Below are 13,626 nucleotides of genomic sequence, written 5' to 3'. Positions count from 1 at the left end.
AGGAAAAACCATAAGTTATGGTGTAGTGTGACCTTACCCATTTGGAGGGATTGTTGTAACCCATTTATTTCTCTGCGTCTCTGCGCCTCTGCGGTTAAGCAGTTGCCGTTTTTAGGTTTATTCCTGCTCTCGGCCTCCTTGCCTGCAATGGCGGCTGAGACATTGGCCAATTATCCCGACCTGCCGCCGCCGGCAGCCGTCGAGGCAGCGATCAGGAACAGCCCGGATGTGCTGGCCGCCCAGGCCGGCATCAAGGTCGGAGAGGCGGTGCGCCAGCGCCTGCAGGCGGGCGAGCATGAGGTCACCCTGCGTCTGATGGGGCAGCGGCGCAGCGTCAATCCCGACGAGCGTTACCGGGAGTGGGACGTCGGGCTGGAGCGGGCGATCCGCCTGCCCGGCAAGGCCGCGCTCGACGGCAAGATGGGCAATGTTGAGGTGGCGCGTTCGCAAACCATGTATGGCGATGCGCTGCATGAAACGGGGCGCGTCCTGCTGAAGGCCTGGTTTTCCTGGAACAGGGAGCGGGCTCAGTCGCAGCAATGGACGGATCAAGTGGAGCTGCTGAAGAATCAGGCGGGAATCGTCGCCAAGCGGGTGCGTGCGGGCGATGCGCCGCGGCTGGAAAGCGACCTTGCCGAGGCCGCCGTGGCGCAGGCGGAAAGCGCACTGTACCAGGCCAGGCTGCGTCAGCAGGTAGCCGCCAACGAGCTCGGTCAGCGCTTTCCAGTCATTCCCCTGCCGACATCGGTGCCTGCATCGGCTCCTGTGCCTTTACAGCAGGGGCTGGAATACTGGAAGGAAGAAATCCTCAGGCACAACCACGAGCTTAGCGTGGCGCGCAACGAGGCGGCACTGGGGCGGCTGCACTCGGAGCGGTCTTCTGCCGACAAACTTCCCGATCCCACCGTAGGGCTGCGTTTCGGCGGCGAGCGCGACGGTGCCGAGCACATTGTCGGCCTGCATGTGTCGATGCCCTTCCCCGGCGGGGCGCGCTCGGCCCGGGCGGATGAAAGCAGGGCGCTGGCGGAGATGGCGGCACAGCGCGAGGCGGCCATCTTGCGAAAGGTCACTGCCGAGGCGGTCAACAGCTTTGCGGCGGCCCAGGCCGCCTACGGCGGCTGGCAAAGCGCCCAGAGCGCCGCCGACAAGATGCGCGGCAACGCCGAGCTGATGGCGCGTGCCTATGCGCTAGGCGAGATGGGGCTGCCGGAAGTGCTGACGGCGCGCCGGCAGGCGCTGGAAGCCAATCTGGCCGCCTCGCTGGCGCGCCTGGATGCGGCCGAAACCCGCTACCGGCTATTGCTGGACTCCCACCAGCTATGGCCGCTTGATATCGACGGCGAGGACGAGGATCATGCCCATCATTGAAAATCGGCTGCCTTTGTGGCTATCCCATACACGGCGCAGGGTGCCATTTCTTTATTTCTCCAGCCGTAATAAGGTTAGCACCATTTCCCGAATAATTTTTTTGTGCTCGTCATTTAACTTATTGATGTTCGAGCACAATTCAGTATCGCCTACGAGATAGTTTTGTCTATCCTGATCCGCGTAAATTCTATTCTCCACCCCCCTGTTTGTATAAGTGGTTTCCCCAAAACGTAACCATTCTGTGGAAACGCTCAGCCATTTGGCCAAGGTGAAAATCTTGTCCTGGGACGGAATTGCCCCGCCCAATAGCCATTTTCTTACGGCTTGTGTCGTAACGGGTTTGCCGGTGTAACGCAGATTGAATTCCAAGGTTAACCGGGTCGGGCTTCTTACCTGAATTTTAGCCTGACGCATTGCTTGTAGCAGCCGTTCGCTAAATGCCTGTTTTTCGTTCATGGTTTCCATTTTCTGGAAACCTGCGCACAGGTTAGTAACTGATGGTTGCTATTGTTAGTAACCACAAGTATCATATTTAATGATGACCGCCGAGCACGGCATTAGTTTCAGTCGTGTCGAGGCGTTATGTAAATAAACCTGCATGCCGGACTTGTCTCCTTGAAACGGCAATTTTCGACTTCGGGTTGGCAATAACCCGGCCATGTCATACCAGACACTTTTGGGGGAATGACGTGAATGGACGGATCAATGTGACCGCGTTAACAGCATGGATTGTGATTCGTGAAAGTGCTGTCTGCACGGTTGGGAAGCGCTGCTTAATGGCGCGATGAAGAAAAAGCTCAGGGCATATGGCGCCCATAAATGAACCGTTTTCCGGCAACCAAATTTAACCATTCAAGACAGGTAGTTGCTGTGCCGCTTTCCCGTCTGACACCTGCCGAAATAAGCGACATTATAGCCCAGCTCGAGCAGGCTAAGCACCACTATAACGGGTGGGCGAAGGCATTGCTGTCACGGATCGCCTGTGGCCCGCGCAGCTTGGCTACTTTTCCGGAAGATATTCATTGTGGCTGGCAGGATTTTGAAAAATGGTATACCGGCGACGGCGCGACCCGTTTTCTAAATGTGCTTCCGGCTTATTCAGGTATAGCCAAACACCTTCAGGCGGTGCGCACTTACGCATCGATTCTATTGGGGCAGCCTCAAGGCGCCTCGCCAATTGAACAAAGCGTTTTCGATGCTTTCATGGAGCAATCACACCTGCTTGAATGGCAGATGTGGCGGTTGCATCAGGAAGTAAGAGATATTCTCAGCGCCATTGATCCGCTTACCGGCGTGTGTAGCAGGAGAGGCATGATTGCCAGGCTGCAACAGGAACAGCAGCGGGTACGGCGCACCCCCGACAGTCATTGCGTTATCGGCATGATGGATTTTGACCATTTCAAGGAAATCAACGATACCTACGGCCACCAGGCCGGCGATCATGTGCTGCAGGCCGCAGTTTCTTTTGTCGTCGGCCGGTTGCGCAATTATGACCTGATTTACCGGTACGGCGGGGAGGAGTTCCTGATCTGCCTGCCGGCTACCAGTTTAAAACAGGCGAAAAAAACCCTGGAAAGAGTGAAAGACGGCCTGGAAGCGATGCCAATCACGCTAGGCAGCGGCGCTGAGGCGCGAGTCACGGCATCCTTCGGCATATCGTTATTGGATGACTCCGCTTTGGTGGAGGAGGTTATTGCTCGCTGTGACAAAGCCCTTTACCAAGCCAAGCAGAACGGACGCAACCGGATAGTGGAGTGGTGTCCCGTGCAGGATTAGGAATCCGGATTCATGCGGGCAGCAACGCATCCCATGATATTTACTGAGACATCTTCTTAACCCGGCTATGTCATTTCGGGCAAGGGCGCTCAGAGCGTGCGGCCCGGAATCCGGTGTGTTACTGGATTTCCGCTCTTGTGCCCTTCGGGTCTTTGCAGGACGGATGGAAAGGGGCAGAATGATGTGGCTGTTTAACCCGCTATCCTACTATTTAACCGAATGCATGTTGGATAGCGCCCCACCGCCTTTCACTCTTTTTCATTGACCGCCGCTCCAGGCGCTACAATTAAAGCGTTGCAATAACCTTGATACACTTGTCATGACCGATGCAGAAATGAAACGTCTGGTAGAGACCCTGCTGGAAGGGGATCACGCTGCGGCGCTCGCTGAGGCAAGGCGTTTGCGTCACACGGGCATGGCGCCGGAGCGGATCGTGACGGAAGGACTGGAAGCAGCGATGCAGCAGCTCGACGACAAGTGCACCGTGGAAAGCTTCAACCTGCTCGAAATCATGCTGGTCGGGCGTGCGGTGTCCGCCGTAGTGAACGAGCTTTATCCGGAAGGCGTGCCGCCGGAGCGTGGCCGCGATACCTTCGTTATCGCCACGCTGGAGGGCGACGTCCACGACTTGGGCAAGAACATCGCCAAGATGGTGCTGATCGGCAAGGGTTACCGGGTGGTCGATCTGGGCAAGGACTGCCCGGTGGAAACCCTGGTCAACGCGGCCGAGCGCGAGCATGCCCATGCCGTGCTGGTGAGCGGCCTGATCACGCCGGTTATTCCACAGGTGCGCAAGGTCAGGCCCGCGCTGGACAAGCGCGGTCTGGTCGGCATCAGGGTGGTGGCGGGCGGCGCCGCGCTGAAGCAGTCCTCGGCCGAGGCGCTGAACGTGGATTACGTGGCGGAAACGGCATTCGACGGCGCGCGCTACCTGGATAGCCTGGTGCGGGGGGCGACATGAACCTTAAAAAAGCATTTGAACCGCAAAGGCGCAAAGAACGCAAAGGAAATGGGGTTCGCAGGGATGGGCAGCTTATCGCCCAACTTGCAAAAACAATGTGTTATGGGAATCTGCTCAGTCACCGGTTAGGTGAATGCCGGATGGGTTTTATGTCATTGTTTTCTTTGCGCCTTCGCGCCTTTGCGGTTAATGAACTGAGGTTTCCAGGATGAACAGCCTGGAGCGGATCAAGGCCGCGATTGCTTTTGCTCCAGTCGACCGCACCCCGGCGGTGCCGCAATTGTTCGGCCACGCCGCCGTGCTGGCTGGCGTGGCGCTGGGGGATTACCTGCGCGACGGCGGCCTGCTCGCGCGATGCCAGATCGAGGCCCTGCAGCGCTATGGGCACGATATCGTGTTCGCCTTCATGGATTTGTGCGTGGAGACCGAGGCGGTCGGCTCCGTTCTGCGATACCGCGAGAACCAGTATCCGGACGTGGCTTCCTATGTGCTCGCGCCGGACGGCGACGTGTCGGCGTTGGCCGTGCCCGACCCCGCCGCTGCCGGGCGTATGCCGGAGCTGTTGCGGGCGGCGGGAATCCTGCGCCGCGAGCTGGGCGATACGGTGCTGGTGGCCGGCTGCGTGGCCGGGCCGATGACTCTGGCGACCCAGTTGCTCGGCATCGAAACCGCGCTGTACCTGGCGGCGGACGATCCGGCGCGGTTCGAAAAAATCCTCGATTTTTCCGCTGCGGTCGTCATCCGCTACGGCACCGCCCAGATCGAGGCGGGCGCCCATCTGCCCATCGTGTTCGATCCCTCCGCCTCGCCGGCGGTGGTGCCGCCGCAATTCTTCCGCGAGCTGCTGCTGCCCAGGCTGCAGCGGGTCTTCTCCGCTTTCAGGCAGGCCGGGGCGCTGGCCAACTGGCTCAACATCGCCGGGCCGACCGAAACCACCTTGCCCTATTATCCGGAGGCTGGGGCGGATATCGCCAACTTCGACTACTACGTCGAGCCGCAGCGGGCGCGGGAATTGCTGCCGAATACCTGCCTTGACGGCAACATGAAGTCGCTGCTGTTCGTTGAGGCGTCGCCGGACGAAGTGGCCGCCGCCGCTTCCCGGCTGGTTTCGGCATTTGCCGACCGGGGTGGCTTCCTGCTTTCCTCCGGCTGCGAAATCCCGCCCGAGGCGAAGCCGGACAACATCGCCGCCATGGTGGCGGCATGCCGGGGAGGGTGATTCATGCCGGAGCTGATCCTCGGCATCGACGGCGAGACCCACCGCATTCCTTTCGAACCGGGCCCGTCCGTCCGAGACATCCTGGATGTGACCGATTTCCGCGTCCGTTCCGGCTGCCGCGGCATCGGTGCGTGCGGCCTGTGCCGGGTGCGAGTGGCCGGAGGCGAAGCCGGTGAGCCGACGCAGAACGAGCACTTGCACCTGAGTTCGGCGCAGCTTTCCCAAGGCGTGCGGCTGGCCTGCCAAATCAGTCCGCGCCACGACATGCAAATCGAGATTCTCAACCCCGCGCCGCCATCGAACTGGAAAACATCCCCGGATGCGGCTTTGCTGCACATCCTTCGCGAACAGGAGGAGGGGAGGTGGCTGCCGTCGGGAGTCAAGCATCCGTGCGGGGTGGCGGTGGATTTGGGTACGACGCATCTGTGCCTGTCACTGTTCGATCTGGCCAAGGGGCGGTGGCTGGCGGATCGCTGGGGGCGCAACCCGCAGCAGAATTTCGGCGCTGACGTGGTCACCCGTCTTGCGGCAGCGGCCGAGTCTCCCGACGCGGCACGGGAAATGAGCCGGCTGGCGGTGGCGGCAATCGGGGAGGCGTTGCTCGACATCGCCACGCGCGAGGGCTTCGATCTGCGCCGCATCGTCAATGTCACGGTGGTCGGCAATACGGCGATGCTGGCCCTGCTTTCCGGCCGCAATTTCGGGCTGCTGCTGCAGCCGGATTACTGGACGCGGCCGGTGGATTGCACGCCCCTGGAAACTTCGGGCTGGGTGGCGGAGTGGGAGATCAACCCGGTGGCCGAGGTTGACGTGGTCGCCCCGCTGGCCGGGTTCGTCGGCTCCGACCTGCTGGCGGGGCTGGTGTCCACGCGCTTTACCGAGGGGGCATCGCCGGCGTTGTTCATCGATTTCGGCACCAATTCCGAGATCGCGCTGTGGAGCGGCGAAGCGCTGTGGGTGACCTCTTCCGCGGGCGGCCCGGCCTTCGAAAGCAGCGGCATCAGCTGCGGTGCGCCGGCGGAGGCCGGTGCAGTGTTCCGGGTGAATCTGGATTCCGCTGGCGACCTGGCCTGCCAGATCATCGGCGACGACCGTGCTCGGGGGGTGTGCGGATCGGGCCTGGTGGATCTGATCGCGTGCCTGCTCGGTTCCGGCAGGTTGACCAGCGCCGGCAAGTTCGCCGGCGGCGAAACGGGCTACATCTTCAGCGCGGGCGGAACGGAATTGACACTGACCAAGGGCGATGTGGACCTGATACAGCGCGCCAAGGCCGCCATCGGGGTCGGCATCCGGGCGCTGTGCGGCAATGCCGGAGTGGGACTGAATGACCTGCGGCGGGTATGCGTGGGCGGGGCGTTCGGGCGCTATCTGGATGTCGGCAACGCCCAGGTGATCGGGCTGCTGCCGCCAGTGCCGCCGGAAACGGTGGAGCTTGCCGGCAACACCGCCCTTGCCGGCTGCTGCGACGTCATGCTCTCGTCGCTGGCGGCGGAGCGGCTGAAGGCGTTGCGCAGCCGCGCCCGGCTCGTCAACTTGGCGCGCTATCCCGATTTCGACCAGGCATTTTTCGAAAATCTGTACCTTCAGCCGCTACGGGAGGCCTGATGAACGAACCGTTTTCCGGACAAAACCCGCATTTCGATGCCGTGATCAAGACAGCGCAATACGTTGCGGGCCTCACCAGCGACCGGGATATCTGGGCTGAACTGGGCAAGGTGGTGACCCGTTTTTTCGGCGCTGACATTGTCGCTTTCGCCGGCCGTCGCCCAGATGGGAAGGTGATCGTCCATTCCTGCAGTCCTGCCGATGCAAGCCTTTGTCCCCGCCTGGTCGAGGCGGCCGGGATGACCATTGCCCAGGTGCTGGAAAGCGGCTTCCTGGCAACCGAAACGCTGGAGCTGCCGCAGGCCTGTTCGGTCGCCTTCCTGCCGTTGACTGAGGGCCGCCGCACCGCGACCGTGATGCTGGTGGGGCATTGCGCCGACGCGCCCTTGTCCAAGGAGCTGCTCAATGTCTATCTCGCCGTGGCGGGCCTGTTCGACACCACGCTTGCGCGCATTGCCTCGGAGCATCGTTTTATCAGCATGGCGGACAACGTGCCGGAAATGCTCTACCAGATGCTGCGCTACCCGGACGGCAATGCCCGCTTCACCTATGTCAGCAAGGGCTCCAGCGATGTACTGGGGCTGCCGCCGGACGAACTGCTGGCCGACGCGGCGGCGTTCAGCGGCGGTTTTCACGTCGAGGACCAGCAAGCCTACGAGGCGGCACTGGCCCGCTGCGAGGCGGGCGGGGTGCGCCTGAACCAGGCTTTTCGCTGGCTCGACCGGGCAGGCGGGGTCAGGCACATCCTGCTCAACGCTATGCCGAGCGCACAGGAAGGCGGCAGCGTGGCGTGGGATGGCGCCGCCCAGGACATCACCGAGCGCGAGCGGCTCGAAGCCGAGCGCAAGCGCAGCCTGGAGCAGCTGGAAAATAGCATGGAGGAGACCGTCCAAGCCATCGCCAGCACCATCGAAATGCGCGACCCCTACACAGCAGGCCACCAGCGCCGTGTCGCCGGGCTCGCCCAGCGTATTGCCGAGGAAATGCGCCTGCCGGCGGAAGCGGTGCACGGCATCTACCTTGCGGCCACCATTCACGATATCGGCAAAATTCACATTCCCGCCGAGATCCTGAGCTTCCCCGGCAAGCTGGGAGAGATCGAATATGCCCTGATCAAGGTCCATGTCCAGGCTGGCTACGACATCCTGAAAAATATCGAATTTCCCTGGCCGGTGGCGCAGATGGTGTACCAGCACCACGAGCACCTCGACGGCAGCGGCTACCCGCGCGGGCTGAAGGGCGACGAGATCATGCTCGGCGCACGCATCCTGTGCGTGGCCGACGTGGTCGAATCGATGGCCTCGTATCGCCCCTATCGGCCGGGGCTCGGCACCGAGAAGGCGCTGGAGGAAGTCAGGACAAATCGCGGCAGGCTGTACGACGCCGCAGTGGTGGATGTGTGCCTGGAGCTGTTCGGCAAGGGCTACGAGTTCAAGTAGCTACCATTTCACGACGTGCACATTGGACAGCGTGCGTCCAAGGAAGCGCTCGCCGATGGTCTGGAACCGGAGCGGTACGTCGGTAACGTAAAATTCGTAGCGCGGCGGCGTGCGCTGCGGATTGGACAGGTTCATTTCGGTGAGTAGTGCAGCGGTTTCCTCCGCCATCGCCTCGGCCGAATCCACCAACCTCACACCTGGCCCCACTACATCCTGCAATAGCGGCTTGAGCAGGGGGTAATGGGTGCAGCCCAGCACCAGGGTGTCGATGTCCTGCGCCAGCACCGGTTTCAGGTATTCCTGCGCGGTCAGTCTCGTGACCTGATGATCCAGCCAGCCTTCTTCCACCAGCGGCACGAACAGCGGGCAGGCCTGGGAGAAAATCCGCACCTCCGGCTCGTACTGGTGGATGGCGCGGGCATAGGCGTTGCTGTTGATGGTGGTGGGGGTGCCGATCACACCCACCTGTTTTTTCGTCGAGGTGGCGATGGCGCCAAGTGCGCCGGCATCGATCACGTCCAGCACCGGAACCAGGGAAAGATCCTTCACCACCTGCGAGGCCACCGCTGCCATGGTGTTGCAGGCAACGACCAGCAGCTTGACCTCTTTGGCGAGCAGGAATTCTGCGATCTGGGTGGTGTAATGGGCGATGGTTTCGACCGATTTCACGCCGTAGGGTACGCGCGCCGTGTCGCCGAAATAGACGATGTTTTCGAACGGCAGGCGCTCCATCAGGGCGCGCACCACTGTCAGTCCTCCTACGCCCGAGTCGAATACGCCGATGGGGTTGCTGGAGTTGGGATGCATGAAGTTTTCCATGAACGTTAACGTCGAAATTCGGTGGACGGCTTTTGCCAACGGTTACGCAAGCTCGACTCGACAATGCGTTTCGATTGTTTCAGACCGTTTCCTGAACCCTTCGTCAAAGGTGGCGAAGCCTTTGGCATCGTGGCTGGAGGCCAGATGCAGCGCATCGGCGAAATCCAGCCCGAGTTCGCACCATGCCAATGCGTCCGCCACCACAAGCGGGTCTTCGAGAATCACGTTGTCCAGGCCAGCTATTCCTTTTAGCGCGAACAGGACCCGTTCGAGGGGGAGTTCATAAACACGGCGCAATATCCATTCGAGTTCGAGGATGACGGTTTTGGCCACAAAGATGCGCCCGCCTTGCATTAGGCGCATGGCGCACCCGGCCTGTTCGGGGTCGTCGCGGGTAACCAGGCGCACCAGGATGTTAGTATCGACCGCGAGCATGACGCGCCTTTGTTTCCTCGGTGATGCCTTGTTCCATTTCTTCCAGCGTTTTGGTCGGGCCCTGGTATTCCGCGCAACCGAGAACAGCATCCAGGCTGGTCGGCTTGAAGGGTTTCAACGGGCGCAGCAATACGCCTTCCGGCGTATCTTCCACCGCGAATTCGATGCCGGGCTGCCAGTTGTGTGTGGAGCGGATGGCCTTGGGCAGAATAACCTGCCCCTTGCTGGATAACTTGGTGGTTTCCATGGTGGGTTCTCTTCTCATAACCACAAAGTAAGAAATATGTAAGACAGTATAGCGGTGAGCTACATGGGGTGCAAGCATCTGCATCAGGGTTTATAAGGTGAAGGCGCGAGTTACGCCGCATTGCGGCTCAGGGTCGGCAGATCGCGATGCGATCGATGTCAAGGTGGATAGGCGCTGCCGATGAGCGCGGCATCGCTGCTGGCCCAGGCGTGGGCCATCTACAACGGCCACTGGCAGATGATGGTGTTCACGGTGTTGACTCTGCCCCACCAAAATAAATTGCTTCATAACCTGCACCAGCGCTTGTTCTCGGTGCGTCAATTACAGATTTAACCGGACACTACTGCAATAGCATCTATTGTTAAGAATAGCCGACTACCGATTTTGCAAGAAGGACAAATGCCCCGCATCCCCGTATGGAAAGAAAGCATGCTATGGAACAAGAAGAAGATCCGCTGTGGTACAAGGACGCCATCATCTACGAGTTGCACGTCAAGGCATTCTTCGACAGCAACGATGATGGCGTCGGTGATTTCCCCGGCCTGATCTCAAAGCTGGACTATTTGCAGGAGCTGGGAGTGAATACGCTCTGGCTGCTGCCATTCTATCCCTCGCCCATGCGCGACGACGGTTACGACATCGCCGACTATCACAACGTCCATCCTGCGTTCGGCGAGATGGCAGACTTCCGCCAGTTCATTCAGGAGGCGCATCGCCGGGGTCTGCGCGTGATCACCGAACTGGTGATCAACCACACCTCGGATCAGCACCCCTGGTTCCAGGCGGCGCGCCGGTCGCCGCCTGGATCGGCGAAACGGGACTACTACGTGTGGAGCGATAGCGATGCGAAGTACGACGGCACGCGCATCATCTTCACCGACACGGAGAAATCCAACTGGGCGTGGGACGAGGAGGCGGGTGCGTACTACTGGCACCGTTTTTTCTCGCACCAGCCGGACCTCAATTTCGCCAATCCGCATGTGTTCAAGGCGCTGATGCACGTGATGCGCTTCTGGTTTGATGCCGGGGTGGACGGCATGCGCCTGGATGCGGTGCCCTATCTGTGCGAGCGGGAGGGGACCAACAATGAAAACCTCCCGGAGACGCACGAGATCATCAAGCGCATGCGCGCCGAGCTGGACGAGCACTACAGCGACCGCGTATTTCTAGCGGAAGCGAACCAGTGGCCGGAGGATGTGCGCGAGTATTTCGGCGACGGGGACGAGTGCCACATGGCCTATCACTTTCCGCTGATGCCGCGCATGTACATGGCGATTGCGCAGGAGGACCGTCATCCTATCGTGGAGATCATGGAGCAGACCCCGGATATTCCGGACAGCTGCCAGTGGGCGATCTTCCTGCGCAACCACGACGAGCTGACCCTGGAGATGGTGACCGACCGCGAGCGGGACTATCTCTATCAGACCTATGCCCTGGACCCGCAGGCGCGCCTCAACCTCGGCATCCTCCGCCGGCTGGCGCCGTTGCTGGACAACGACCGCCACCGCATCGAGCTGATGCATCTGCTGCTGATGACCATGCCGGGTTCGCCAATTCTCTATTACGGTGACGAGATCGGCATGGGTGACAACATTCTGCTCGGCGACCGCGATGGCGTGCGCACGCCCATGCAGTGGAGCGGAGGGCGTAACGGCGGGTTTTCCGCCGCTGATCCAGAGCGCCTGTTTCTGCTGCCCATCGTCGACCCGGTGTATGGCTTCGGCGCGGTGAATGTGGAGTCGCAGCACCGCAATGCTTCGTCGCTGCTCAACTGGACGCGGCGGCTGATCACCATGCGCAAGGCAAACCGCGCCTTCGGCCGCGGCACGCTGCGTTTTCTGCGGCCCGGCAACCGCAAGATTCTCGCCTATCTGCGCGAGCATGAGGGCGAGTCGATCCTGTGCGTGGCCAATCTGTCGCGCGCACCGCAGGCGGTGGAACTGGATCTGAGCACGTTCAAGGGGCGGGTGCCGGTGGAGTTGATGGGCCGCAGCAAGTTTCCGCCCATCGGCGAGCTGCCGTATCTGCTCACCCTCAGCGGGCATGGCTTCTACGCATTCCGCCTGGCGGCAGACGTGGAGGCGCCTCCCTGGCACGAGGAACATCCGGTGGTGCCGGATCTGCCGGTGCTGGTGCTGGTGGATACCGGCTGGCGCACACTGTTCGCGCGGGCGGAAGACGGTGAGGGCGTGAACCAGCTGATGGTGCGCCGCGCGCGGGAGCAGTTGGAGCGCCAGATCATTCCGCGCTATTTCCGGGCACACCCCTGGTTCGTGGATCGGGGCGTGGCGGTGGAAAAATTCGAGTTCGGCGCGATGCGCGAATGGTCTGCGGATTCCGGCAGCTGGCTACTGGCCACCGTCGCGGTCATCCTCACCAACGGTGAGGTCCACCGCTACGCCATTCCTCTGGCGCTGGCCTGGGAGGACGAGGACGAAGGCCGCGTCAGCGCACTGCTGCACGCCACCCTGGCCAAGGTGCGGCGGCGTGCGCGGGTGGGCGTGCTGTTCGACGCTTTCTGGGACGATCGCTTCTGCTGCGCCGTGGTGTCGGGGATGGAGCGGGGCGAGACGCTTGCCTTCGGCGAAGGGAGGTTGGAGTTCAACGCGACCAGCGCCTACCCTGGATTTGCCTGCCCGGTCGGGTCTGCGAGCCTCATGCGCGACGTATCCGAGCATGGGCGGCTACGGGTGAATCTCGACGATCAGCTGGTGCTGAAGGGCTATCGCTGGCTACTAGAGGGGATGCATCCGGAGCTGGAACTGTCGCGCTTTCTTACCGAGACGGCGAAGTTTACCCATATTCCGCAACTCGCCGGCACGGTGGAATATGCCAACGCGCAAGAGCAGCGTTCGACCCTGGCGATCCTGGAACGCTACACGGAAAACCAGGGCGACGCCTGGGTCTATACGCTGGACTATCTGGAACGCTTCCTGGATGAGTGCCGCGCCAGTCCGGAGCAGCCGCCGGATGCACGGCACACCGCCTACCTGGGGTTGATGAAGACGCTAGGCCTGCGCACGGCGGAATTCCATCGGGCGCTGGCACTACCCGACGAAGCGTGGGCCTTCGGCAGCGAGCCGATCAGTGCGGAGGATATCGTCGATTGGATCAATAAGGTGCGGCACGAGATGGAGGCGATGTTCGAGTTGCTGGAACTGGATCTGCCGCAGTTGCCGGAGGCGGCGCGGTCCGTTGGCCGCAGTCTGCTCGCGGCGCGCCCGAAGCTCTATCGGCGCATCGTGCGGGCGGCCGGGGTGCGTCTGGATGTGATGAAGACGCGCTACCACGGCAACTATCATCTCGGCCAGGTCTGGCTGGTGAACAATGATTTTCTGATCGCCAACTACGGCGAAGAGCCGGGACGCAGCTGGGCAGAGCATCGCCGCAAGCACACGCCGCTGCATGATGTGGCGGGCATGCTATTCTCCCTGAGCGAGGCCGGTGCAACGGCGCTGGACCATATGGCCGGCGATTCGGCGGAGGTCGGTGCGGCGCTGCAGCGCCATGTGGACGATTGGGAACAGTTGGCGCGTAATGCGTTCTTCCGGAGCTACCGCAAGGCGATGACCGGGCACCCGTCACACCCTGCCGATGCCGCGGCAGCTGAGGCGCTGGTGACCCTATCCTTGGCGGAGAAGGCGATATCCCATGTGAGCGGCGCACTCGCGCGGCATTCGGCCACCGTCGGCGGCACCATGCGGCGCTTGATTCTGGTGGCACAGCGCTGAAGATAGGACCGGGTTTGCAGACACGA

13 protein-coding genes are annotated in these 13,626 nt (G+C 61.4%); 9 read left to right on the top strand and 4 right to left on the bottom strand.

What is annotated here, in order from left to right; all coding sequences use genetic code 11:
* Positions 1-162 precede the first annotated feature (162 nt).
* On the top strand, positions 163-1,368 hold the full coding sequence (locus VMV64_RS06230) for a TolC family protein (protein WP_325329091.1): 1,206 nt from the start codon (positions 163-165) through the stop codon (positions 1,366-1,368).
* 51 nt (positions 1,369-1,419) lie between these two features.
* Here the strand turns inward: VMV64_RS06230 and VMV64_RS06225 are convergent, their stop codons facing one another.
* Complete coding sequence (locus VMV64_RS06225) at positions 1,420-1,824, bottom strand: hypothetical protein (protein WP_325329090.1); 405 nt, start codon at positions 1,822-1,824, stop codon at positions 1,420-1,422.
* A gap of 363 nt (positions 1,825-2,187) precedes the next feature.
* On the opposite strand from VMV64_RS06225, the gene VMV64_RS06220 reads away from it, so the two are divergent.
* The 6 genes from VMV64_RS06220 to VMV64_RS06195 all read left to right on the top strand — a co-directional run bounded on the left by VMV64_RS06220 (position 2,188) and on the right by VMV64_RS06195 (position 8,368).
* Positions 2,188-3,144: a diguanylate cyclase gene (locus tag VMV64_RS06220; protein WP_325329089.1), complete on the top strand. Its 957-nt coding sequence runs from the start codon at positions 2,188-2,190 to the stop codon at positions 3,142-3,144.
* Positions 3,145-3,463: 319 nt separating this feature from the next.
* The gene (locus tag VMV64_RS06215) at positions 3,464-4,105 is read left to right on the top strand and encodes a cobalamin B12-binding domain-containing protein (protein ID WP_325329088.1); all 642 of its coding nucleotides are present in this window, start codon (positions 3,464-3,466) and stop codon (positions 4,103-4,105) included.
* Positions 4,102-4,317, top strand: a complete 216-nt coding sequence (locus VMV64_RS06210) for a hypothetical protein (RefSeq protein ID WP_325329087.1) — start codon at positions 4,102-4,104, stop codon at positions 4,315-4,317. The genes VMV64_RS06215 and VMV64_RS06210 overlap by 4 nt, the downstream gene beginning before the upstream one ends.
* Complete coding sequence (locus tag VMV64_RS06205; protein ID WP_325329086.1) at positions 4,314-5,324, top strand: uroporphyrinogen decarboxylase family protein; 1,011 nt, start codon at positions 4,314-4,316, stop codon at positions 5,322-5,324. Before VMV64_RS06210 ends, VMV64_RS06205 begins: the two co-directional genes overlap by 4 nt.
* A gap of 3 nt (positions 5,325-5,327) precedes the next feature.
* Entirely contained in the window at positions 5,328-6,929 is a 1,602-nt protein-coding gene (locus VMV64_RS06200) for an ASKHA domain-containing protein (RefSeq protein WP_325329085.1), read from the top strand.
* Complete coding sequence (locus VMV64_RS06195) at positions 6,929-8,368, top strand: HD-GYP domain-containing protein (protein ID WP_325329084.1); 1,440 nt, start codon at positions 6,929-6,931, stop codon at positions 8,366-8,368. The genes VMV64_RS06200 and VMV64_RS06195 overlap by 1 nt, the downstream gene beginning before the upstream one ends.
* On the opposite strand, the gene murI is transcribed toward VMV64_RS06195, so the two are convergent.
* From murI to VMV64_RS06180, 3 genes are read right to left on the bottom strand one after another with little or no spacing between them, the layout of a single operon-like run.
* Positions 8,369-9,175: a glutamate racemase gene (gene murI / locus VMV64_RS06190; protein ID WP_325329083.1), complete on the bottom strand. Its 807-nt coding sequence runs from the start codon at positions 9,173-9,175 to the stop codon at positions 8,369-8,371. It lies immediately after the preceding gene.
* A 54-nt stretch (positions 9,176-9,229) separates the two neighbouring features.
* Positions 9,230-9,622, bottom strand: coding sequence for a type II toxin-antitoxin system VapC family toxin (locus VMV64_RS06185; RefSeq protein ID WP_325329082.1), 393 nt, complete (start codon positions 9,620-9,622; stop codon positions 9,230-9,232).
* Positions 9,603-9,869: an AbrB/MazE/SpoVT family DNA-binding domain-containing protein gene (locus VMV64_RS06180; protein WP_325329081.1), complete on the bottom strand. Its 267-nt coding sequence runs from the start codon at positions 9,867-9,869 to the stop codon at positions 9,603-9,605. The genes VMV64_RS06185 and VMV64_RS06180 overlap by 20 nt, the downstream gene beginning before the upstream one ends.
* Positions 9,870-10,049: 180 nt before the next feature.
* Between VMV64_RS06180 and VMV64_RS06175 the strand changes: the two genes are divergently transcribed.
* A complete protein-coding gene (locus tag VMV64_RS06175; protein ID WP_325329080.1) occupies positions 10,050-10,202 on the top strand; it encodes a hypothetical protein in 153 nt (50 codons plus the stop codon).
* 101 nt (positions 10,203-10,303) lie between these two features.
* Positions 10,304-13,600, top strand: coding sequence for a maltose alpha-D-glucosyltransferase (gene treS / locus VMV64_RS06170; RefSeq protein ID WP_325329079.1), 3,297 nt, complete (start codon positions 10,304-10,306; stop codon positions 13,598-13,600).
* The last annotated feature ends 26 nt before the right edge of the window (positions 13,601-13,626 follow it).

Source organism: Sulfuricella sp., assembly GCF_035531155.1.
In the GTDB taxonomy this organism is placed as follows: Bacteria; Pseudomonadota; Gammaproteobacteria; order Burkholderiales; family Sulfuricellaceae; genus Sulfuricella.
The sequence above is the reverse complement of the archived record's forward strand: the minus strand, read 5'-3'. Positions and strand labels throughout refer to the sequence as shown.

Bases quoted from the DNA above. Each gene is read 5' to 3' on its own strand.
- VMV64_RS06200 (WP_325329085.1), top strand. From the start codon at position 5,328: ATGCCGGAGCTGATCCTCGGCATCGACGGCGAGACCCACCGCATTCCT.
- VMV64_RS06185 (WP_325329082.1), bottom strand. From the start codon at position 9,622: ATGCTCGCGGTCGATACTAACATCCTGGTGCGCCTGGTTACCCGCGAC.
- treS (WP_325329079.1), top strand. From the start codon at position 10,304: ATGGAACAAGAAGAAGATCCGCTGTGGTACAAGGACGCCATCATCTAC.
- VMV64_RS06205 (WP_325329086.1), top strand. From the start codon at position 4,314: ATGAACAGCCTGGAGCGGATCAAGGCCGCGATTGCTTTTGCTCCAGTC.
- VMV64_RS06180 (WP_325329081.1), bottom strand. From the start codon at position 9,869: ATGGAAACCACCAAGTTATCCAGCAAGGGGCAGGTTATTCTGCCCAAG.
- VMV64_RS06225 (WP_325329090.1), bottom strand. From the start codon at position 1,824: ATGAACGAAAAACAGGCATTTAGCGAACGGCTGCTACAAGCAATGCGT.
- VMV64_RS06210 (WP_325329087.1), top strand. From the start codon at position 4,102: ATGAACCTTAAAAAAGCATTTGAACCGCAAAGGCGCAAAGAACGCAAA.
- VMV64_RS06220 (WP_325329089.1), top strand. From the start codon at position 2,188: ATGAACCGTTTTCCGGCAACCAAATTTAACCATTCAAGACAGGTAGTT.
- VMV64_RS06195 (WP_325329084.1), top strand. From the start codon at position 6,929: ATGAACGAACCGTTTTCCGGACAAAACCCGCATTTCGATGCCGTGATC.
- VMV64_RS06215 (WP_325329088.1), top strand. From the start codon at position 3,464: ATGACCGATGCAGAAATGAAACGTCTGGTAGAGACCCTGCTGGAAGGG.
- VMV64_RS06175 (WP_325329080.1), top strand. From the start codon at position 10,050: ATGAGCGCGGCATCGCTGCTGGCCCAGGCGTGGGCCATCTACAACGGC.
- murI (WP_325329083.1), bottom strand. From the start codon at position 9,175: ATGCATCCCAACTCCAGCAACCCCATCGGCGTATTCGACTCGGGCGTA.